The 20852-nt window shown below is 71.4% G+C and carries 16 protein-coding genes and 2 pseudogenes; 12 read left to right on the top strand and 6 right to left on the bottom strand.

Annotation, left to right across the window (positions count from 1 at the left end):
• Window positions 1–132 precede the first annotated feature (132 nt).
• A complete protein-coding gene (locus Sfulv_RS02630) occupies window positions 133–1941 on the bottom strand; it encodes an ABC transporter ATP-binding protein (protein ID WP_173310883.1) in 1809 nt (602 codons plus the stop codon).
• 96 nt (window positions 1942–2037) lie between these two features.
• Between Sfulv_RS02630 and Sfulv_RS02635 the strand changes: the two genes are divergently transcribed.
• From Sfulv_RS02635 to Sfulv_RS02650, 4 genes are all read left to right on the top strand, one after another.
• Entirely contained in the window at window positions 2038–2481 is a 444-nt protein-coding gene (locus Sfulv_RS02635; protein ID WP_173310885.1) for a MarR family winged helix-turn-helix transcriptional regulator, read from the top strand.
• Window positions 2482–2767: 286 nt separating this feature from the next.
• Complete coding sequence (locus tag Sfulv_RS02640) at window positions 2768–4621, top strand: ABC transporter transmembrane domain-containing protein (RefSeq protein ID WP_173310887.1); 1854 nt, start codon at window positions 2768–2770, stop codon at window positions 4619–4621.
• Window positions 4618–6399, top strand: a complete 1782-nt coding sequence (locus Sfulv_RS02645) for an ABC transporter ATP-binding protein (protein WP_173310888.1) — start codon at window positions 4618–4620, stop codon at window positions 6397–6399. The genes Sfulv_RS02640 and Sfulv_RS02645 overlap by 4 nt, the downstream gene beginning before the upstream one ends.
• 192 nt (window positions 6400–6591) lie before the next feature.
• Entirely contained in the window at window positions 6592–7953 is a 1362-nt protein-coding gene (locus tag Sfulv_RS02650; RefSeq protein ID WP_173310890.1) for an NAD(P)/FAD-dependent oxidoreductase, read from the top strand.
• A 54-nt stretch (window positions 7954–8007) separates the two neighbouring features.
• Here the strand turns inward: Sfulv_RS02650 and Sfulv_RS02655 are convergent, their stop codons facing one another.
• Window positions 8008–9543, bottom strand: coding sequence for an ATP-dependent DNA ligase (locus tag Sfulv_RS02655; RefSeq protein ID WP_173310892.1), 1536 nt, complete (start codon window positions 9541–9543; stop codon window positions 8008–8010).
• A gap of 69 nt (window positions 9544–9612) precedes the next feature.
• Window positions 9613–10402, bottom strand: a pseudogene (locus Sfulv_RS02660) (metal-dependent hydrolase).
• A gap of 137 nt (window positions 10403–10539) precedes the next feature.
• On the opposite strand from Sfulv_RS02660, the pseudogene Sfulv_RS02665 reads away from it, so the two are divergent.
• Window positions 10540–13051: pseudogene (locus Sfulv_RS02665) on the top strand (DEAD/DEAH box helicase).
• Window positions 13052–13084: 33 nt separating this feature from the next.
• Window positions 13085–13957, top strand: a complete 873-nt coding sequence (locus Sfulv_RS02670) for an acyl-CoA thioesterase (RefSeq protein ID WP_173310894.1) — start codon at window positions 13085–13087, stop codon at window positions 13955–13957.
• Window positions 13958–13980: 23 nt separating this feature from the next.
• Here Sfulv_RS02670 and Sfulv_RS02675 read toward each other — a convergent pair whose 3' ends face one another.
• Window positions 13981–14229 (bottom strand): DUF6011 domain-containing protein, encoded by a 249-nt coding sequence (locus Sfulv_RS02675; protein ID WP_218901811.1) that lies wholly within the window; start codon window positions 14227–14229, stop codon window positions 13981–13983.
• Between the two features lie 66 nt (window positions 14230–14295).
• Between Sfulv_RS02675 and Sfulv_RS02680 the strand changes: the two genes are divergently transcribed.
• The 3 genes from Sfulv_RS02680 to Sfulv_RS02690 are packed head-to-tail and all read left to right on the top strand — an operon-like array spanning window position 14296 to window position 16009.
• Complete coding sequence (locus tag Sfulv_RS02680) at window positions 14296–14898, top strand: helix-turn-helix domain-containing protein (RefSeq protein WP_173310896.1); 603 nt, start codon at window positions 14296–14298, stop codon at window positions 14896–14898.
• 44 nt (window positions 14899–14942) lie between these two features.
• Window positions 14943–15488, top strand: coding sequence for a GNAT family N-acetyltransferase (locus Sfulv_RS02685; protein WP_173310898.1), 546 nt, complete (start codon window positions 14943–14945; stop codon window positions 15486–15488).
• A 32-nt stretch (window positions 15489–15520) separates the two neighbouring features.
• Window positions 15521–16009: a glutathione peroxidase gene (locus tag Sfulv_RS02690; RefSeq protein ID WP_173310900.1), complete on the top strand. Its 489-nt coding sequence runs from the start codon at window positions 15521–15523 to the stop codon at window positions 16007–16009.
• A gap of 73 nt (window positions 16010–16082) precedes the next feature.
• On the opposite strand, the gene Sfulv_RS02695 is transcribed toward Sfulv_RS02690, so the two are convergent.
• Complete coding sequence (locus tag Sfulv_RS02695) at window positions 16083–17312, bottom strand: acyl-CoA dehydrogenase family protein (protein ID WP_173310902.1); 1230 nt, start codon at window positions 17310–17312, stop codon at window positions 16083–16085.
• A 174-nt stretch (window positions 17313–17486) separates the two neighbouring features.
• Between Sfulv_RS02695 and Sfulv_RS02700 the strand changes: the two genes are divergently transcribed.
• A complete protein-coding gene (locus Sfulv_RS02700) occupies window positions 17487–18137 on the top strand; it encodes a TetR/AcrR family transcriptional regulator (protein ID WP_173310904.1) in 651 nt (216 codons plus the stop codon).
• Between the two features lie 7 nt (window positions 18138–18144).
• On the opposite strand, the gene def is transcribed toward Sfulv_RS02700, so the two are convergent.
• Window positions 18145–18687, bottom strand: coding sequence for a peptide deformylase (def, locus tag Sfulv_RS02705; protein ID WP_173310906.1), 543 nt, complete (start codon window positions 18685–18687; stop codon window positions 18145–18147).
• Between the two features lie 114 nt (window positions 18688–18801).
• On the opposite strand from def, the gene Sfulv_RS02710 reads away from it, so the two are divergent.
• Entirely contained in the window at window positions 18802–20040 is a 1239-nt protein-coding gene (locus tag Sfulv_RS02710) for a Mur ligase family protein (protein ID WP_173310908.1), read from the top strand.
• A 33-nt stretch (window positions 20041–20073) separates the two neighbouring features.
• Complete coding sequence (locus tag Sfulv_RS02715) at window positions 20074–20802, top strand: type 1 glutamine amidotransferase (RefSeq protein ID WP_173310909.1); 729 nt, start codon at window positions 20074–20076, stop codon at window positions 20800–20802.
• Window positions 20803–20852: the final 50 nt, after the last annotated feature.

Below are 20852 nucleotides of genomic sequence, written 5' to 3' on the forward strand. Positions count from 1 at the left end.
TTGATCTTGCACCTCACCGCCGAGACACGGGCCGCACGCGAGTCGTTCGGGCGTGGGCCGTTGAGCGCCGGAGCCGTGGAGGCCGGCAAGGCGCGGAATGACACGGTGGCCAGCATCCGGCGGCCGTCCCGCTCAGGGGGTGGCAGCCGGTGCCAGGTGGGTGTCGCGGCGGATCAGGGCGGCGTACCTGCCGCCCTGGGCGAGCAGTTCCTCATGGGTGCCGCGCTCCGCCGTGCGGCCGGCGTCCAGGACGATGATCTGGTCCGCGCCGCGGACCGTGGAGAGCCGGTGCGCGATCGTGAGCGTCGTGCGCCCTTCGGAGAGCGCGTCGATCGCCGACTGCACCGCGTGTTCCGTGTGCGTGTCGAGGGCGCTCGTCGCCTCGTCGAGGATCAGCACCGGAGGATCGCGAAGAATGGTGCGGGCAATGGCCAGTCGCTGCTTCTCGCCGCCGGAGAAGCGGTAGCCCCGCTCACCGACGAGGGTGTCGTACCCCTCTGGCAGGGCCGCTATGTGGTCGTGGATCTGTGCGGCGCGGGCCGCCGCCTCGATCTCCTCGTCAGTGGCGTCCGGTTTCGCGAAGCGGAGGTTGTCGGCGACGGAGGCGTGGAAGAGGTAGGTCTCCTGGGAGACCACGCCGACCGCTCTGGCCAGGGTGTCGAACTCCAGCTCCCGCACGTCGACGCCGTCGATCGTGACCCGGCCGCCGGTCACGTCGTACAGCCGGGGTACCAGGTAGCTGAGGGTCGACTTGCCGGAACCGGTGGGACCGACGACGGCCAGGCTGCTGCCCGCGGGCACGGTGACGTCGATGCCGCTGAGGGTGGGGCCGCTCTTCTCGTCGTAGCTGAAGTCGACGTCCTCGAAGGCGACCTCCCCGCGGATCTTCTCCAGCCGCACGGGCTTCTCCGGCTCGGTGATGTCCACCGTGAGGTCGAGGTACTCGAAGATCCGCTGGAAGAGCGCGAGGGACGTCTGCATCTGCACTCCGGTGGAGAGCAGGCTCACGACGGGCCGGAAGAGGCCCTGCTGGAGCGAGACGAAGGCGACGAGCGTGCCGAGGGAGACGCCGGTGGCGCCCGACTGGAGCGTCATCCCGGCCGCCCAGTAGATGACGGCGGGCATGGCGGCCATCACAATGCCGATCGTCGACATCCGCCAGCGCCCGGCCATGCTGGAGCGCACTTCGAGGCCGACGAGGCGCTCCGACTCCTCGGCGAAGTTCCTGGTGAGCGACTCCGAGCGGCCCATGGTGCGGCCGAGGAGGATGCCGCTGACCGAGAGGGACTCGGTGACGGTGGCCGCCATGGCCGCCATCTGCTTCTGGCGCTGCGTCGTGATCTTCTTGCGCTCCCGGCCCACCCGCCGGCTGATCCATACGAAGACCGGCAGCAGAAGCAGCGAGACGACGGTCAGCCGCCAGTCGAGCGCGAGCATGGCGACGACGGTGGCAATGACCGCGGTCAGGTTGGAGACCAGCGAGGTCGCGGTCGAGGTGACGGTCGCCTGCATGCCGCCGATGTCACTGGCGATGCGGGACTGCACCTCGCCCGTGCGGGTCCTGGTGAAGAAGGCCAGCGGCATCCGCTGGAGCTGGGTGTAGACGGCCGTCCGCAGATCGTGCATGACGCGCTGGCCGACGGTCGTGGAGATCAAGGTCTGCACCACGCCGAAGACGCTGGTCATCACGGCGGTGAGGATCATGCCGAGGGCGAGCAGCGAGAGCAGGCCGGTGCGGCCCTGGGGGATCGCGGTGTCCAGGATCTCGCGCAGGAGGAAGGGGGAAGCCACCGACACCAGCGACGAGGCGCCGACCAGCAGGCCGACCACCGCGAGGCGGCCGCGGTAGGGACGGAAGAGCCGGAAGATGCGGCGCAGCTCGGCGGGCGGCTGCCTGTCGTCCCGTGGCGGGGGTGTCCAGGCTGGTTCGTCGGGTTTCATGGGCTCCTTAACCATACGTTCGGGAGTGTGACGTAGAAGAGCATAGCTCATTGTTACCTGTACTCACAATGAACGGAGTCCTGATATCGTTCCCTCATGGACTCCCACGATTCCGACGGCCTGCTGGCCGAGCAACTGCTGCGGCTCACCCGCAGGCTCCACCGCATCCAGAGCCGTCAGCTGGAGCCGGTCGGCATCACACCCGCCCAGTTCCGGCTGCTGCGCACGGTCGCCCAGTACGACGGCCCGCCCCGGATGGCCGATCTGGCCCACCGACTGGACGTCGTTCCGCGCGCCGTGACCAGCCTGGTCGACGGCCTGGAGGCGAGCGGCCGCGTGCGCCGCGCACCCGACCCGGCCAGCCGCCGGGTCGTGCGCGTCGAGATCACCGACGAGGGCCTCGCCACGCTGCGGTCCCTGCGCAGCGCGCGCCGGGCAGCCGCGGAGGAGATCCTTGCCCCACTCACCGCCGGCCAGCGCGAGGTGCTCGGCGGCCTGCTGTCCGCCCTGGTCGACGGGATGCCGGAGCGCCGCTGCTGAAACGGCGGGCAGCGCCGCACTGCTGAGGGGACCGGTCATGGCACTGCTGTGCGTACCGCATGCGCGAGATCGCCATGGACCGGGCGACCGGCCACCGGTACCACTCGGTACTACTCGCGCCGGAGCGGACGGCCCGGCCGCAACCCCTTCCGCGCACGGCCCGGCAGCGGAAAATCGTTTGCCTCGGACCGGGGCAGGACGCGAACCTTGCACGGTTTGGTCCCCCCACCCGTTTCACGATTCCGCGAGGTCCACGGACCTCTGCCCTTCCGAGCCCTGGGACGTCATGCAGATTCGCGATCTTCCGTATGCAGATCCTGGCGATCCGGACGTCCGGTCAGGTCCACGGTTCCTGCTCTGGCTCGGGCGCAACCAGCTCGCGGGACAGCTCAAGGCCCTCGCGTGGGGCCTGCTCCACCAGTGCGCCATCGCCGGGCTCCCGCTCGCCGTGGGTCTCGCCGTCCAGGCCGTCATCGACCGCTCGGGCCGCGGCCTCGTGGTGGCCGGCGTACTGATCGTGGCCCTCGGCGTCCTCATCGCCGTGGGAGACACGATGCTCCACCGCACCGCCGTCACCAACTGGATCACCGCCGCGGCGCGGGTACAGCAGTTGCTCGCCCGCAAGACCGCCGAGCTCGGCTCCGCGCTCACCCGGCGGGTCGCCGCCGGCGAGGTCGTCGCCGTCTCCACGGGTGACGTCGAGAAGATCGGCTGGTTCGTGGAGGCGCTCTCACGCTTCGCCGCCGCGGCCACCGCCCTCGTACTGATCTGTGTCGGCCTCGTCCTCTACCTCCCCGCACTCGGCGTGCTCGTCGCGGTCGCCATGCCGGTGCTGGCCCTGGCCGTGCTGCCCCTGCTCCCCCGCGCCACCCGGCGCGCCGACGTCCAGCGCGAGAAGGCGGGCAAGGCGACGGAGCTGGCCTCCGACACGGTCGCCGGCCTGCGGGTGCTGCGCGGCATCGGCGGCGAGGAGCTCTTCCTCGGCCGCTACCGGCGCGCGTCCCAGGAAGTCCGCGAGGCCGCGGTCCGCAGCGCGCGGATGTGGGCGCTGATCTCGGCGGTCCAGGTGCTGCTGCCGGGAATCCTGCTGATCTCCCTGGTCGTGTACGGAGCGGCCCTGGCCCGGGACGGCCGCATCGAGGTGGGCCAGCTGGTCACCGTCTACAGCGCGGCGACGCTGATGCTGTTCCCGCTGCGGCACGTCGAGGAGATCGCCATGGCGTACTCCTTCTCCCGGCCGTCCGCGCAGCGCGCGGTCCGGGTGCTGTCGCTGCACCGCAGCGCGCAGCCGTCCACGATCGAGGGCATGGCCCCGGCCGGCGACCTGTACGACCCGGCCACCGGTCTGATGGCTCCGCGGGGTCTGTTCACCGCGGTGGTCTGCGGCGATCCGGACGAGGCGGGCCGGCTGGCCGAACGGCTCGGCGGGCACGTGCAGACGAAGGACGACGCGTCGGGCGACGGCACCGCGCCGGCGCCGAAGGTGCCCTCCGTCCTGCTCGGCGGCGTGGCGCTGGACGAACTGCCGCTGGACTTCGCCCGGGCGGCGGTGCTGGTGCAGGACAAGGACCCCATCCTCCTCTCGGGCACCCTGCGCGAGCTGCTCGATGTGCCGTCCTCCGGTCTCGTGAGCGCCGGGGACGCCCTGGCGGCGGCCCAGTGCGGTGACGTGCTGGACGCGCTGGCACAGGCTTCGCCCGACACGGAGGGCGACCCGATGGGGACCCGGATCACGGAGCGCGGCCGTTCGCTCTCCGGGGGCCAGCGCCAGCGGCTCGCCCTGGCCCGTTCCCTGGTCACCGACCCGGAGGCACTGGTGCTCGACGAGCCGACGTCGGCCGTCGACTCGCACACGGAGGCGCGGGTGGCCGCCGGCATCAAGCGGCTGCGCCACGGGCGTACGACCGTGGCCTTCGCCTCGTCGCCGCTGCTGCTCGACCTCGCCGACCGGGTGGTGCTCGTGCACGGCGGCGCTGTCCTGGCTGTCGGTTCGCACCGCGAGCTGCTGCGTGGCGAGCCCCGGTACCGGGCGGTCGTCACCCGCGAGACCGAGGACGAGATCCCGGCCCTGGCCGCTCGGGACGCATGCGTACAGGCCGCACGGGCCGACGGGACCGAGAAGATGGAGGAGAGGGCATGATCGGCGTCGCACCACCGGCGTACGACCCGGCCGCCCCGGAGTCGGCGACGACCCTGCCGGTCGGCACACCGACGACCGTTCGCGGCTACGTCCGCGATCTGCTGCGGCGTCACCGCAAGCCGTTCGCGGTGCTCATCACGGTGAACGCGGTCGCGGTAATCGCCTCGATCACCGGTCCCTACCTGCTGGGCGGGCTGGTCGAGGACCTGTCGAACGGGGTCACGGAACTCCATCTGGAACGCACCGCGGCGGTGTTCGCCCTCGCCCTCGTCGTACAGACCGTGTTCACGCGGACCATGCGGCTGCGCGGGGCGATGCTCGGCGAGGAGATGCTCGCCGACCTGCGCGAGGACTTCCTCGTACGCTCGGTCGCGCTGCCCCCGGGCGTCCTGGAACGCGCCGGGACGGGCGATCTGCTGTCCCGGATCACCACGGACATCGACCGGCTGGCGAACGCGATGCGCGAGGCCGTGCCGCAGCTGGCGATCGGTGTGGTGTGGGCGGGCCTGCTCCTCGGCGCGCTCACGGTGACGGCCCCGCCGCTGGCGCTGGCCGTCCTGATCGCCCTGCCGGTCCTGGTCGCCGGCTGTCGCTGGTACTTCCGGCGGGCGCCTTCGGCGTACCGCTCGGAGGCCGCCGGATACGCCTCCGTCGCGGCGATGCTCGCCGAGACCGTCGACGCGGGCCGCACCGTGGAGTCACACCGTCTGGGCGCCCGCCGGGTCGCGCTGTCGGACCGGCGGATCAAGGAGTGGACCGCCTGGGAACGCTACACACTGTTCCTTCGCTCGGTGCTCTTCCCCGTCATCAACGCCACCTATGTGACGATCCTGGGCGCGGTGCTGATGTTCGGCGGCTGGTTCGTCCTGGAGGGCTGGCTCACGGTCGGTCAGCTGACGACGGGCGCGCTGCTGGCGCAGATGATGGTCGACCCGATCGGTCTCATCCTGCGCTGGTACGACGAGTTGCAGGTCGCCCAGGTCTCCCTGGCCCGGCTGGTCGGTGTGCGCGACATCGAGCCGGACGGCGGGGACGACACGATCGGCCCGGACGGTCGCGCGGTGCGGGCGGACGACGTCCACTTCGGCTACCGGGCCGGCGTCGACGTCCTGCACGAGGTGACTCTGGACGTGGCTCCGGGTACGCGTCTCGCGCTGGTCGGCCCGTCCGGGGCCGGCAAGTCCACGCTGGGCCGGCTGCTCGCCGGGATCTACGCACCGCGCACGGGTGACGTGACCCTGGGCGGAGCGGCGTTGTCCCGGATGACGGCCGAGCAGGTACGCCGGCACGTCGCCCTGGTCAACCAGGAGCACCACGTCTTCGTGGGTTCGCTGCGGGACAACCTGCTGCTGGCCCGTACCGGCGCCGACGACGCCGAGCTGTGGGCGTCGCTCGCCGCGGTCGACGCGGACGGCTGGGCGAAGGCCCTGGACAAGGGGCTGGACACGGAGGTCGGTTCGGGCGGGCTTGCGCTCACTCCGGCGCAGGCCCAGCAGATCGCGCTGGCCCGGCTGGTGCTCGCCGATCCGCACACGCTGGTGCTCGACGAGGCGACCTCGCTGCTGGACCCGCGGGCGGCCAGGCATCTGGAGCGCTCGCTGGCCAGGGTCCTGGACGGCCGTACGGTGGTGGCCATCGCGCACCGGCTGCACACCGCGCACGACGCGGATGTGATCGCGGTCGTCGAGAGCGGCCGGATCAGCGAGCTGGGCAGCCACGACGAGCTGGTCGCGGCGGACGGCGCCTACGCGGCGCTGTGGCGGTCCTGGCACGGCTGAGCCGACCCCGCCGCACCCGGGCCGCACCCGCCCTGACGGTGGCGCCGGTGCTGTCGGCAGCGACCCGGATCGCTGCCGGCAGCACCGTCAGGAGGCGAACTCGGATGCCTCCGGTAAGGATGAGAAGTGACCCACCCGGAATAAGGGGCAGGTGAGGACAGGACCGCGTAGGACCGAGAAGGGACGCACACCGTGGCACGACCCAGGATTCTCGTTGTCGGCGCCGGCTTCGCCGGCGTCGAGTGCGTACGCCGACTGGAACGCAGGCTGACCCCCGGAGAAGCGGAGATCACCCTTGTCACCCCGTTCTCGTACCAGCTCTACCTGCCACTCCTCCCACAGGTCGCCGCCGGCGTACTGACCCCCCAGTCGGTCGCCGTCTCGCTGCGCCGCAGCCGCCGCCACCGCACCCGGATCGTGCCGGGCGGGGCCATCGGAGTGGACACCGACGCGAAGGTCTGCGTCGTCCGTAAGATCACTGACGAGATCGTGAACGAGCCGTACGACTACATCGTGCTCGCCGCGGGCAGCGTCACCCGGACCTTCGACATCCCCGGACTCGTCGAGCACGCGCGGGGGATGAAGACCCTCGCCGAGGCCGCCTACATCCGCGACCACGTGATCGCCCAGCTCGATCTGGCCGATGCCAGCCAGGACGAGGAGGAGCGGGCCTCACGGCTCCAGTTCGTGGTGGTCGGCGGCGGGTACGCGGGTACGGAGACCGCGGCCTGTCTGCAACGGCTCACCACCAGCGCGCTCAGGCACTATCCGAGGCTCGATCCCAAGCTCATCAAGTGGCATCTGATCGACATCGCCCCGAAGCTCATGCCCGAACTCGGGGACAAGCTGGGCCGGGACGCCATGAAGATCCTGCGCAGGCGCGGGATCGAGGTCTCGCTCGGCGTCTCGATCGCCGAGGCGACCGCGGAGCGGGTGACGTTCACCGACGGCAGGGTCCTGCCCTGCCGCACGCTGATCTGGACGGCGGGCGTCGCCGCCAGCCCGCTGATCGCCACCCTCGGCGCGGAGACGGTACGCGGCCGCCTCGCCGTGACGCCCGAGCTCTCCCTGCGCGGCTCGGACGGGGTCTTCGCCCTCGGCGACGCCGCCGCGGTGCCCGATCTGGCGAAGGGCGACGGCGCGGTGTGCCCGCCCACGGCCCAGCACGCCCTGCGCCAGGGCCGCACCGTGGCCGACAACCTGATCGCGTCCCTGCGCGGCACGCCGCTGGCGCGGTACGAGCACAAGGACCTCGGTCTCGTCGTCGACCTCGGTGGCCGGGACGCCGTCTCCAAGCCGCTCGGCATCGAGCTGAAGGGTCTCCCCGCCCAGGCGGTGGCCCGCGGCTATCACTGGTCGGCGCTGCGGACGAACGTCGCCAAGACCCGGGTCATGACGAACTGGATGCTGAACGCCATCGCCGGAGACGACTTCGTACGGACCGGTTTCCAGCTCCGCAGTCCGGCGACGCTGAAGGACTTCGAGTACACCGACACCTATCTCACGCCGGAGCAGGTCCGCGAGCACACGGCCGCGACCGTGATCCGCCACTGACGCCGTACCAGCGCGTGTGGTGAAAGTCCCGCTCTCCCGGCGGACCCGGTTCGCTCAGGTCCGCCGGGAGAGGACCGTCTCGACGGTGTCCGCCTCCTGGGGCCGCTTGTCCTCGCGGTAGCGCAGGACCCGGGCGAACCGCAGCGTGACACCGGCCGGGTAGCGGGTGGAGCGCTGGAGGCCGTCGTAGGCGATCTCGACGACGAGTTCCGGGCGTACGGTCACCACGTGGCCGTCGTCGCCGGTGGACAGTTCGCCCAGGCGTTCGGTCTGCCAGGCGAGCATGGTGTCGGTGAGCCCTTTGAAGGTCTTGCCGAGCATCACGTACGAGCCGTCCGGCCCGCGCGCTCCGAGGTGCAGGTTGGAGAGCTTCCCGCTCCGCCGCCCGTGCCCCCATTCGGCCGCGAGCACGACGAGGTCCAGGGTGTGCACCGGCTTCACCTTCAGCCAGGAGGCCCCGCGCCGGCCCGCGCTGTAGGGCGCGTCAAGCTTCTTGATCACCACGCCCTCGTGCCCCAGCGCCAGCGTGGTGGCCAGGAACGCGTCGGCGGCCTCGCGCGTACCTGCGTCGGCCGGGTCCGCGGCGAGCACCCGGCGGACGCGCATCCGCTCCGGAACGAGTCCGGCCAGCGCGGCGTGACGTTCGGTGAAGGGCAGGTCGAGGAGGTCACGGCCGTCGACCGACAGCGCGTCGAAGAAGACGGGTACGACGGGCACGGTGGCCGCCGCCCCGGCGACATCGCGCCGCGAGCCCACCCGGGCGGCGGTCTCCTGGAAGGGGCGGGGCCGGCCGTCCGCGCCGAGCGCGATCACCTCACCGTCGAGGATGAACCGCTCACCGGGGAAGTCCCGTACCGCCGCGGCGATTTCCGGCAGTCGCCCGGTGATGTCGTCGAGCGTCCGGGTGTACAGGCGGACCTCGTCGCCGTCCCTGTGTACCTGGACGCGGATGCCGTCGAGCTTCTCCTCGACGACGCAGGGCCCCAGCTTGCCGAGCGCCTCGATGACCGATCCCGCGGTGTGCGCGAGCATCGGCAGGACGGGGCGGCCCACGGTCAGCCGGAACGCGCCGAGCGCCTCCGGCCCGCGCGCCAGCAGCTCCCGGGCGACCGCCTGCAACGAACCGGCGAGCATCACCGCCCGCCGTACGTCCTCGGGCGGCGCACCGGCGGCCCGGGCGAGTGCGTCGGCGGCGACGGCGTCCAGGGCGCCCTGACGCACCTCACCGGTGAGCAGGGCCCGCAGGAAACGCTGCTCGTCGGCGGTGGCGGCACCGAGGAGCCGCTGGAGGCGTGCGCGGCGGCCGGCCTGGGAACCCGCGCCCGACATCGCTCCGACGGCCGTCAGCTCGGCGTTCACCTCCGCCACGGCGAGGGAGGGCTCGGCGGCGGGCGGCACCGGGTCGCCCAGCGTGCTCCAGCCGATGCCGAGCCGCCCCTGCGGAAGGCGGCCTGAGAGGTAGGGGATGACGATCGGGACGTCCTGCGGTGCGGTGTCCCGGAACAGGTCGGCCAGCAGGGCGACCTTCCGGGACCGGGCCGAGGTCGCGGCGACTTCCAGGGACACACGGGCGAGCCGGGCAAGCAGCATGCAGTCATGGTCCTACGGCTCGCCGCCCGCCGCTCGCCCGGTACGGGCAGAGGGCGGGCGGGCGGACCGTCAGATGACGTTGAGGGCGGCGGCGCCGCCCACTCCCCGAGCAGCATGAAGGCCGGCATCAGCACGTTCAGCTCCACCCAGCTGCCGGCCCTGAACCGCATCATCCTGGGCGGTCCGATCGGGTACCAGCGCCTGCGCCCCAGCGGGATCGGCCACAGGATCGGGCAGCCGGAGACGGTCAGCGCGTCACCGATGTCGTGGACGAGCGCTCCCAGGACGATGGGCAGTCCGAGCCACAGGTACTCCTGGCCCGGGGCGGTGAACAGCCAGTCGGAGCCGTTGCCCGCCTTGTCCAGGACACCGGCCAGAATCCAGGCACTGGTCGCCCCAGGAGCCACACCAGGACGTCGCTGGACATCCGCGCGGCCCGCCACAGCAGTCCTTCGACGGCGAGCACCAGGTGGACGAAGAGGAGCGCCAGGACCGCCCACCGGCCGCCGGTGACCGCCGCCGCCGAGGCGCCGGCGCCGATCAGCACGGCCCACAGCCAGGTGTGGGTCAGGGTCCGGTGGCCGCCGCTCCTGCGCGGGTCGCCGGGTCCCCTGGTCGCCTTGTAGACGGCGCACGAGAGTTTCTCGGTGATCCCGCACAGGCCCTTGGAGATCGGCCCGAAGGCCCGCGAGATGGTCGCGGACTTGTGGTCGAGGTCGGGGGCGAGCGCGGCGCCCGCGCAGATCAGGGCGCCCACGACCAGGACGGGCCAGGGCATCGGCCGGCCGGCGGCCGCGGCCGCCGCGCCCACCCCCAGCCAGGCCGCTGCCCCTGACAGAGAGTGTGCCGGTCCCATCATGGTCGTTCCGCCCCCGTAGATCCTGCATGGCCATGGCCCGTACGGGACGGCCGAGTTGCGTGGGCAGCGTACCGCCCGTGATCTTCAGCTGATCGTCCGGTTCCCTCATCCGGGCGGAAGACAGGCAAGATGGGGGCGTGACCCTCATCGATCAGCTGCCCCCGACCGCCGACCCGGACGCCCTCTTCGAGGCGTTCTCGTCATGGACCGAAACCCAGGGCATCACCCTCTATCCGGCTCAGGAGGAGGCGCTGATCGAGGTGGTCTCCGGGGCGAACGTGATCCTTTCCACGCCCACGGGGTCGGGGAAGAGTCTGGTCGCCGCCGGGGCACACTTCACGGCTCTGGCCCAGGACAAGGTCACCTTCTACACCGCGCCGATCAAGGCGCTGGTCTCGGAGAAGTTCTTCGACCTGTGCAAGCTCTTCGGCACGGAGAACGTCGGCATGCTGACCGGCGACGCCTCGGTCAACGCCGACGCCCCGGTCATCTGCTGCACCGCCGAGGTACTGGCCTCGATCGCGCTGCGCGACGGCAGGTACGCCGACGTCGGCCAGGTCGTGATGGACGAGTTCCACTTCTACGCGGAGCAGGACCGCGGCTGGGCCTGGCAGATCCCTATCCTGGAGCTGCCGCAGGCCCAGTTCGTGCTGATGTCGGCGACGCTCGGCGACGTCGCGATGTTCGAGAAGGACCTCACGCGCCGCACCGGCCGCCCCACCTCGGTGGTGCGCTCGGCCAGCCGGCCCGTCCCGCTCAGTTACGAGTACCGGCTGACGCCGATCACCGAGACGCTCACCGAACTGCTCGACACCCGCCAGGCCCCCGTCTACATCGTGCACTTCACCCAGGCGGCGGCCGTCGAGCGGGCGCAGTCCCTGATGAGCATCAACATGTGCACCAAGGAGGAGAAGGAGAAGATCGCCGACCTGATCGGCAGCTTCCGCTTCACCACCAAGTTCGGCCAGAACCTCTCACGTTACGTACGCCACGGCATCGGCGTGCACCACGCGGGGATGCTGCCCAAGTACCGCCGTCTGGTGGAGAAGCTCGCCCAGGCGGGGCTGCTGAAGGTGATCTGCGGTACGGACACCCTCGGCGTCGGCGTCAACGTCCCCATCCGCACCGTGCTGTTCACCGCCCTCACCAAGTACGACGGCACACGGGTCCGCACGCTGCGCGCCCGGGAGTTCCACCAGATCGCCGGCCGTGCCGGGCGGGCCGGGTTCGACACGGCGGGCTTCGTCGTCGCCCAGGCCCCGAGCACGTCATCGAGAACGAGAAGGCCGTCAAGAAGGCGGGCGACGACGTGAAGAAGAAGCGCAAGGTGGTCCGCAAGAAGGCCCCGAGGGCTTCGTCGCGTGGTCGGAGACCACCTTCGACAAGCTGATCCAGTCCGATCCGGAGCCGCTGACCTCGCGCTTCCGGGTCACGCACACGATGCTGCTCTCCGTGATCGCACGCCCCGGCAACGCCTTCGAGGCCATGCGGCACCTGCTGGAGGACAACCACGAGCCGCGCAGGGCGCAGCTGCGTCACATCAGGCGGGCCATCGCCATCTACCGCTCGCTGCTCGACGGCGGTGTGGTGGAGCAGCTGGAGAAGCCGGACGCCGAGGGCCGGATCGTACGGCTGACCGTCGACCTCCAGCAGAACTTCGCGCTGAACCAGCCGCTGTCCACGTTCGCGCTGGCCTCGTTCGACCTGCTGGACGTCGAGTCACCGTCGTACGCCCTGGACATGGTCTCGGTCGTCGAGTCCACCCTGGACGACCCCCGGCAGATCCTCGCCGCCCAGCAGAACAAGGCGCGGGGTGAGGCGGTCGGGCAGATGAAGGCGGACGGGATCGAGTACGAGGAGCGGATGGAGCTCCTCCAGGACGTCACCTACCCGAAGCCGCTGAGCGAGCTGCTGTGGCACGCGTACGAGGTGTACCGCACGAGCCACCCGTGGGTCGGCGACCACCCGGTGTCGCCGAAGTCGGTGGTCCGGGACATGTACGAACGGGCCATGACCTTCACGGAGTTCACCTCGCACTACGAGCTGGCACGTACGGAGGGCATCGTCCTGCGCTATCTGGCGGGCGCGTACAAGGCACTTGAGCACACCATCCCGGACGACCTGAAGTCGGAGGACCTGGAGGATCTGACCGCCTGGCTCGGCGAGCTGGTGCGCCAGGTGGACTCCAGCCTGCTGGACGAGTGGGAGCAGCTCGCCAACCCGGAGGTGGAGACCGCCGAGCAGGCGCAGGAGCGGGCGGACGAGGTCAAGCCGGTCACGGCGAACGCGCGCGCCTTCCGGGTCCTGGTCCGCAACGCGATGTTCCGCCGGGTGGAGCTGGCCGCACTGGACCGGGTCCGCGAGCTCGGTGAGCTGGACGGCGGGTCGGGCTGGGACGAGGACGCCTGGGGCGAGGCGATGGACGGGTACTGGGACGCGCACGAGGAGCTGGGCACCGGTCCCGACGCCCGGGGGCCGAAACTGCTGAAGATCGACGAGGACCGGGAGCACGGTCTGTGGCGGGTCTGGCAGGCTTTCGCCGATCCGGCGGGGGACCACGACTGGGGCATCAGCGCCGAGGTCGACCTGGCCGCTTCCGACGAGGAGGGCCGGGCGGTCGTCCGGGTCACCTCCGTGGGTCAGCTGTGACCTGAACCGCCTTCGAGAGTGGAGACGAACCGTATGACGAACCCGGCCGAGCGTCTGGTCGACCTGCTCGACCTGGAGCGGATCGAGGTGAACATCTTCCGGGGCCGCAGCCCGCAGGAGTCCCTCCAGCGGGTCTTCGGCGGCCAGGTCGCCGGGCAGGCGCTGGTGGCGGCGGGCCGCACCACCGACGGCGACCGCCCGGTCCACTCGCTGCACGCCTACTTCCTGCGGCCCGGACGTCCCGGGGTGCCGATCGTGTACCAGGTGGAGCGGGTTCGGGACGGCCGGTCCTTCACCACCCGCCGGGTCACGGCCGTGCAGGAGGGCCGGACGATCTTCAATCTGACGGCCTCGTTCCACCGTCCGGAGGAGGGCGGCTTCGAGCACCAGCTGCCGCCGGCCCGCGTGGTCCCGGACCCGGACGAGCTGCCGGCCGTCGCCGATGAGGTACGCGAGCACCTGGGCGCGCTGCCGGAGGCGCTGGAGCGGATGGCCAGGCGCCAGCCCTTCGACATCCGTTACGTGGACCGGCTGCGCTGGACGCAGGAGGAGATCAAGGACGCGGACCCGCGCAGCGCGGTGTGGATGCGGGCGGTCGGCCCGCTGGGCGACGACCCGCTCGTGCACACCTGCGCGCTGACGTACGCGAGCGATATGACGCTGCTGGACGCGGTGCGTATTCCGGTGGAGCCGCTGTGGGGGCCGCGCGGTTTCGACATGGCGTCGCTTGACCACGCGATGTGGTTCCACCGGCCGTTCCGGGCGGACGAGTGGTTCCTGTACGACCAGGAGTCCCCGATCGCGACGGGCGGCCGCGGGCTGGCCCGGGGCCGTATCTACGACCGCGAGGGCCAGTTGCTCGTGTCGGTGGTGCAGGAGGGGCTGTTCCGGCGGCTCGACGCGTAGGACGTCCTGGGACGCCGTACGGCTCAGACGCCGGGCAGGGGGTCCTGCTCGACCTCGTGACGCCGCATGCGGGTGTCCGGGGCGGCGGGGTGCAGTTTGGCGTCGCAGGCGGGGCCGAGCCCGGTGCGGCGTGACGCCGTACCGGTGAGGGGACGTCCGCACATCCGGCAGCGCACCAGGCGGCGGCCGGTGATCACGTCGGACTCGGGTGGTGTCCCGGCTCCGGGAGCGGGGAAGGCCACCGGAAGGGGCTCTGGTTCGCAGGACGGCACGCACCGATCCTCTCAGGTGCGGCCGCTCCCCCGCCGCTCGCGTGTCCGGCCGCCATCGTTTCCCTGATGAGAGATATCCTCTCCGCTGTGAGAGACAGGGAAGGGCTGGAGCCCGGCTCCGTCGATGCCCGGCTGGCCGCCCGGCTGGGCGAACTGCGCACCGGCCGCGGCTGGTCGCTCGACGAGCTGTCCCGCCGCAGCGGAGTGAGCCGCTCGACACTGTCACGGCTGGAGCGCGGCGAGCTGAGCCCGACCGCGGCGCTGCTGGGACGGCTGTGCACGGTGTACGGACGGACCGTGTCGCGCCTGCTGCTGGAGGTGGAGTCCGAGCCTCCGCTGCTCGTGCCCGCGGACCGGCAGGCCGTGTGGCGGGACGAGCGCTCCGGCTTTGTACGCCGTTCCGTCTCGCCGCCGCACGCCGGACTGCGCGGTGAGGTGATCGAGGGCAGGCTCGACGCGGGCGCCACCGTCTCCTGCGAGGGCGCGCCCGTCCCCGGCCTCGAACAGCACCTCTGGGTCCTGGAGGGGACAGTGGAGATCACGGTCCACGGGAGCGTCCACACGGTTCGCACCGGTGACTGCCTGCGGTTCCGGCTGCACGGCCCCTCCCGCTTCCACTGCCCCGGACCCGGCCCGGTCCGGTACGCCCTGCTGACCGTACTTCCCTGACCACCGCACCCGACCCCTTCAGCGCCGAGAAAGGCATCTGCGACATGACCGAGATCGTCCCCGTGACCGGCCCAGGGCTGGTCACGTACGCCGACGAGCTGGCGGCCCTCCTGGTGGACACCGTCAACGGCGGTTCCTCGGTCGGTTTCCTCGCTCCGCTCGACCGCGGTGAGGCCGCCGCGTGGTGGCGGGAGCGGGCCGCGTCCGTGGAGGCCGGCCATCACCTGGTGTGGCTCGCCCGCGACGGGGAACGGGTGGCCGGCACCATCGGCCTGACCCGCCCGCCGCTCCCCAACGCCCGCCACCGCGCCGAGGTGGCGAAACTGATGGTCCGGCCCTCGGCACGGGGGCAGGGGCTCGGCCGCCGTCTGCTCGCGGCCGCCGAAGAGGCGGCGGCCGCGTCCGGCGTGACCCTGCTGATCCTGGACACCGAGTCGGGCGGTCCCGCGGAACACCTCTACCGCTCGGCGGGGTGGACGGAGTGCGGGTCCGTCCCGGACTACGCGGGCGATCCGGCCGGGGTGCTGCGGCCGTCCACCTTCTACTACAAGAAGGTGGGCGACCCCGGCGCCTCCGGGGCAGCACAATGAAGACCGACACCACGCGACCGAGGAGTAGCCGAATGACGCTGTACGACATCCCGCTCCGCACGCTCACCGGCGAGCCGACCACGCTCGCAGCCCACCGGGGCAAAGCCCTCCTGGTGGTGAACGTGGCCTCCAAGTGCGGACTCACCCCGCAGTACGAGGGTCTGGAGCGGCTCCAGAAGCGGTACGGCGACCGCGGCTTCACCGTTCTCGGTGTTCCCTGCAACCAGTTCGCCGGCCAGGAGCCCGGCAGCGCCGAGGAGATCCAGAGCTTCTGCTCGGCCACGTACGGCGTCAGCTTCCCGCTCCTGGAGAAGCTCGACGTCAACGGTGACGACCGCCACCCGCTGTACGCGGAGCTGACGAAGCTCGCGGACGCCGACGGTGCCGCCGGTGACGTCCAGTGGAACTTCGAGAAGTTCCTGATCTCCCCGGCGGGCGAGCCGGTGGCCCGTATCCGGCCGCGCACCGAGCCGGAGGAGTCAGAGGTCGTCGCCGCCATCGAGGCCCAGCTGCCGGCCTGACCCGCCGCTCGCCGGACGGGCGCGCCGATCGGCCCCGTCCGGCGTGCGAGGGTGATGCGGCCCGGGGGCCCGTCTAGCGGATCGGCATGCCGGAGAGCGTGCGGGCGATCACGAGGCGCTGGATCTCGCTGGTGCCCTCGAAGATCGTGTAGATCGCGGCGTCCCGGTGCATCCGCTCCACCGGGTACTCACGGGTGAAGCCGTTGCCGCCGAGGATCTGGACGGCCTGGGCCGTGACCTTCTTCGCCGTCTCGCTCGCGTAGAGCTTCGACATGGAGCCCTCCGCCGAGGTGAACGGCTTGCCCGTGGTCGCCATCCAGGAGGCGCGCCAGACCAGCAGCCGGGCCGCGTCGATCTGGGTACGCATGTCGGCGAGCTGGAAGGCGATGCCCTGGTTGTCGATGATCGGCCGGCCGAACTGGGTACGAGTCTTCGCGTAGTCGAGCGCCACCTCGTACGCCGCGCGTGCCGTACCGACGGCCATGGCGCCGACGGCGGGGCGGGACGCCTCGAAGGTGGCCATCGCGGCGTTCCTGCCGCGCTCGCCCCCGCCGCCGCCGGCCCGCTCCCGGGCGCGCGCCAGGCGTGCGTCGAGCTTCTCCTTGCCGCCCAGCAGGCAGCTGCCGGGCACCCGTACGTCCTCCAGCACGACCTCGGCGGTGTGCGAGGCGCGGATGCCGTGCTTCTTGAACTTCTGCCCCTGGGAGAGCCCCGCGGTCCTCGGCGGGACGATGAAGGAGGCGTGGCCCCTGGAGCCGAGCTCCGGGTCGACGACCGCGACGACGACGTGGACGTTGGCGATCCCGCCGTTGGTCGCCCAGGTCTTCGTACCGTTGAGGACCCACTCGTCCTTGGCCTGGTCGTAGACGGCGCGGGTGCGCATCGCGCCCACGTCGGAGCCCGCGTCCGGCTCGGACGAGCAGAAGGCGGCGACCTTCACGTCGCCCGGATCGCCGTACATCTGCGGGATCCAGGTGCCGATCTGCTCCTCGGTGCCGTTGGCGAGGACGCCCACGGCCGCCAGGCCCGTACCGACGATGGAGAGGGCGATGCCCGCGTCGCCCCAGAAGAGCTCCTCCATGGCCATCGGGATGCCGAGGCCCGTGGGGTCGAAGAACTGCTGCGCGTAGAAGTCGAGGGAGTAGATGCCTACCTTGGCGGCCTCCTGGATGACGGGCCAGGGAGTCTCCTCACGCTCGTCCCACTCCGAGGCGGCGGGCCGGATGACATCCGCCGCGAAGCCGTGGAGCCAGTCCCGGACCTCCTTCTGGTCGTCGTTGAGATCGAGTGTGAACTCGGCCATGTTCCCCTCCGTGCACTGCCGTGGAAAAACGTACGTTACTTGCGGTAACTACAGTCTGTTACCGACAAGTAAGCACTGTCAACCACCCGGACTCCGGTCCGCGCCACCGCGGACCATGGTGTTACGTTGCCCAGGCTCGAAGAGAAGGCACGGCCAGGGGCGGGGAGAGACGACATGGAGACCACACGGCAGGCCGAGCGCCAGCGGAGCGCCGCCGAGCGCCGCCGGCGCGAACTCCTCGAAGCCGCGGACCGGGTGGTGCTCAGGGACGGGCCCAAGGCGTCGATGAACGCGATCGCCGCGGAGGCCGGGATCACCAAGCCCATCCTCTACCGCCACTTCGGCGACAAGGGCGGGCTCTACCGCGCCCTCGCCAAGCGTCACACCGACTCCCTGCTCAGCGCCCTGCGCGCCGCGCTCGACGCGCCCGCCCAGCGCCGGGAGCGGGTCGAGGCGACCCTCGACACGTATCTCGCGGCGATCGAGGCCCGCCCCCAGGTCTACCGCTTCCTGATGCACCCCTCCGACGACGCGGCTCCCGCGCCCGAGCAGGGCTTCGACGTCGGCCGGCACTCGGCCCCGCTGCTGCGCCGCCTGGGCGAGGAGCTGGGCAAGGTGATAGCCGAGCGGGTGGACCTGGGTCCCGGCAACGAACAGATGGCCCGCATATGGGGCCACGGAATCGTCGGCATGATGCACGCGGCGGGCGACTGGTGGCTGAGCGACCGCCCGTGCTCACGCGCCCAGTTGGTGCGCAGCCTCGCCGACCTGCTCTGGGGCAGGCTCGCCGAGGCGGGCGACCGGCCCGGCGGCCCCGGCTTCTGAGCCGCGCTCAGCCGGTCCCCCACGGCGCCCGCCGGACCGCGCGCAGCGCCCTGGCCCGGCGCAGTCCGGTGAGCCGGTCGGTGTAGACGGTTCCCCGGAGGTGGTCGCACTCGTGCTGGAGGCACCGGGCGAACCAGCCGGTGCCGGTGATCCGCACCGGATTCCCCTCGATGTCCACCCCTTCGACGACGGCTCGGTCGAAGCGCTCGGTCCCCGCCTCAAGGCCCGGAAGTGAAAGACAACCCTCCGGTCCGCGTACGGTGATCCCGTCCACCTCGATCAGTACCGGATTCACGACATGGCCCAGGTGACGAAGATCATCGTCATCCGGACAGTCGTATACGAACACCTTCAGCCCAACGCCGATCTGGTTGGCGGCGAGTCCCACACCCTGCGCCGCGTACATCGTGGCGAACATGTCCTCGACCAGGCGGGCGAGGGCCGGCCCGAAGTCGGTGACCTCCTCGCAGGGGCTGTGCAGGACGGGGTCGCCGAAGAGACTCATGGCACGAACGAGTCCGGAACTGCCGGGGATCGGGCGGTTTCGCATGGCGGCAAGCGTACGTTCCGCCGCGGGCCGCACCTTCCCGTGGTGCCGCGGTGCGGTCGTGGCACCGGACATCGATAGGCTGGGCGCGGACCGATGCAAGGAGGATCTAGGACGATGGCAGGCAACACGGAGCCGTTGTCGCCGCGGGCCAAGCTCGCCGTGACGGCGGGCAAGGCCGCGGCGGCGGTGTCGCGCGCTGCGGGGCGCGGCAGCGGATCGGTGATCGGCGGCCGGGTGGCGCTCAAGCTCGACCCCGACCTGCTGGGGCGGCTGGCGCAGCACCTGGACGTGATCCTCGTGTCGGCGACGAACGGCAAGACGACCACCACCCGGCTGATCGCCGAGGCACTGCAGGCCGCGGGGCCCGTCGTGTCGAACGCGCTGGGTGCCAACATGCCGGCGGGGATCACCTCCGCGCTGGCCGGCGGCTCGGACGCGAAGTACGGCGTGATCGAGGTCGACGAGAAGTACCTCGCCGGAGTCGCCCGCGACACGACACCCAAGGTGATCGCGCTGCTCAACCTCTCGCGCGACCAGCTGGACCGCGCGGCGGAGACCCGGATGCTGGCCGAGAAGTGGCGTGAGGGCCTGTCCGGCTCGAAGGCCGTGATCGTGGCCAACGCCGACGACCCGCTGATCGTCTGGGCGGCGTCCTCCTCCCCCAACGTGGTGTGGGTCGCGGCCGGTCAGGCGTGGAAGGACGACGCCTGGTCCTGCCCGTCGTGCGGTGGCGTGATGCAGCGCCCCGGCGACGACTGGTTCTGCGGCGAGTGCGGTTTCCGCCGCCCCGCCCCCAGCTGGGCGCTGAACGGCGACTACGTGCTCGACCCGCACGGCTCGGCCTGGCCCATCCATCTCCAGCTGCCCGGGCGGGCGAACAAGGCGAACGCCACGAGCTCCGCCGCGGTCGCCGCCGTCTTCGGTGTGCCGCCGCAGGTGGCCCTGGAGCGCATGTACCAGGTGCAGGCCGTGGCGGGCCGCTACGACGTGGTCACCTTCCTCGGCCGTGAGCTGCGGCTGCTGCTGGCGAAGAACCCGGCGGGCTGGCTGGAAACGTTCTCCCTGATCGACCCGCCGCCCACACCGGTGATCCTCTCCGTCAACGCCCGCGGCGCGGACGGCACGGACACCTCCTGGCTCTGGGACGTCGACTACACCCAGCTGTACGGCCACCCGATCTTCGTACTGGGTGACCGGAAGCTGGACCTCGCGGTCCGCCTTGAGGTGGCCGGTCTCGACTTCCGCGTCTGCGAGACCCTGGACGAGGCCGTCCAGCTCGCACCGCCCGGCCGTATCGAGGTCATCGCCAACTACACCGCCTTCCAGGATCTGCGCCGTCGTGTCGGCAACTGACCCCGGCCCCGGCCCCTCCGGAGAGGACGAAGCATGAGCAACAACAGCCTGCGGCTGGTGTGGGTCTACCCCGACCTCCTCAGCACCTACGGCGACCAGGGCAACGCCCTCGTGGTGGAACGCCGGGCCCGTCAGCGCGGTCTCGACGTGCAGCGCGTCGACGTCCGCAGCGACCAGCCCATCCCCACCTCCGGGGACATCTACCTGATCGGCGGCGGTGAGGACCGGCCGCAGCGGCTCGCCGCCGAGCGTCTGCGCCGTGACGGCGGCCTGAGCCGGGCCGCGTCCAACGGCGCGATCATCTTCTCGGTGTGCGCGGGCTACCAGATCCTCGGCCACGAGTTCATCAACGACCTCGGCGAGCGCGAGCCGGGTCTCGGCCTGCTCGACGTGGTCTCCACGCGCGGTGACGGCGCCCGGTGCGTCGGTGACGTGCTCGCGGACATCGACCCCAAGCTGGGCCTGCCGCCCCTGACCGGTTTCGAGAACCACCAGGGGATCACCCATCTCGGCCCGACGGCGCGGCCGTTCGCCCGCGTCCAGTTCGGCCGGGGCAACGGCACCGGGGACGGCACCGAGGGCGCGTACAACGACACGGTGTTCGGTACGTACATGCACGGCCCCGTGATGGCACGCAATCCGCTGATCGCGGATCTGCTGCTGAAGCTGGCCCTCGACGTGAACGCGCTGCCGCCGACCGACGACCGCTGGTACGAGGCGCTGCGCTCCGAGCGCATCGCCGCGGCGACACAGCCCGCCTGAGGCCGTTTCGGCTCAACTGAGCGGCGTCCAGCAGGCGGACGCCGGGTAGG

The sequence above is a fragment of the Streptomyces fulvorobeus genome, from assembly GCF_013167895.1.
GTDB lineage: Bacteria > Actinomycetota > Actinomycetes > Streptomycetales > Streptomycetaceae > Streptomyces > Streptomyces fulvorobeus.

Coding starts and splice junctions, on each gene's coding strand:
- Sfulv_RS02630 (WP_173310883.1), bottom strand. CDS start 1,941: ATGAAACCCGACGAACCAGCCTGGACACCCCCGCCACGGGACGACAGG.
- Sfulv_RS02635 (WP_173310885.1), top strand. CDS start 2,038: ATGGACTCCCACGATTCCGACGGCCTGCTGGCCGAGCAACTGCTGCGG.
- Sfulv_RS02640 (WP_173310887.1), top strand. CDS start 2,768: ATGCAGATTCGCGATCTTCCGTATGCAGATCCTGGCGATCCGGACGTC.
- Sfulv_RS02645 (WP_173310888.1), top strand. CDS start 4,618: ATGATCGGCGTCGCACCACCGGCGTACGACCCGGCCGCCCCGGAGTCG.
- Sfulv_RS02655 (WP_173310892.1), bottom strand. CDS start 9,543: ATGCTGCTTGCCCGGCTCGCCCGTGTGTCCCTGGAAGTCGCCGCGACC.
- Sfulv_RS02670 (WP_173310894.1), top strand. CDS start 13,085: ATGACGAACCCGGCCGAGCGTCTGGTCGACCTGCTCGACCTGGAGCGG.
- Sfulv_RS02680 (WP_173310896.1), top strand. CDS start 14,296: ATGAGAGATATCCTCTCCGCTGTGAGAGACAGGGAAGGGCTGGAGCCC.
- Sfulv_RS02685 (WP_173310898.1), top strand. CDS start 14,943: ATGACCGAGATCGTCCCCGTGACCGGCCCAGGGCTGGTCACGTACGCC.
- Sfulv_RS02690 (WP_173310900.1), top strand. CDS start 15,521: ATGACGCTGTACGACATCCCGCTCCGCACGCTCACCGGCGAGCCGACC.
- Sfulv_RS02695 (WP_173310902.1), bottom strand. CDS start 17,312: ATGGCCGAGTTCACACTCGATCTCAACGACGACCAGAAGGAGGTCCGG.
- Sfulv_RS02700 (WP_173310904.1), top strand. CDS start 17,487: ATGGAGACCACACGGCAGGCCGAGCGCCAGCGGAGCGCCGCCGAGCGC.
- def (WP_173310906.1), bottom strand. CDS start 18,687: ATGCGAAACCGCCCGATCCCCGGCAGTTCCGGACTCGTTCGTGCCATG.
- Sfulv_RS02710 (WP_173310908.1), top strand. CDS start 18,802: ATGGCAGGCAACACGGAGCCGTTGTCGCCGCGGGCCAAGCTCGCCGTG.
- Sfulv_RS02715 (WP_173310909.1), top strand. CDS start 20,074: ATGAGCAACAACAGCCTGCGGCTGGTGTGGGTCTACCCCGACCTCCTC.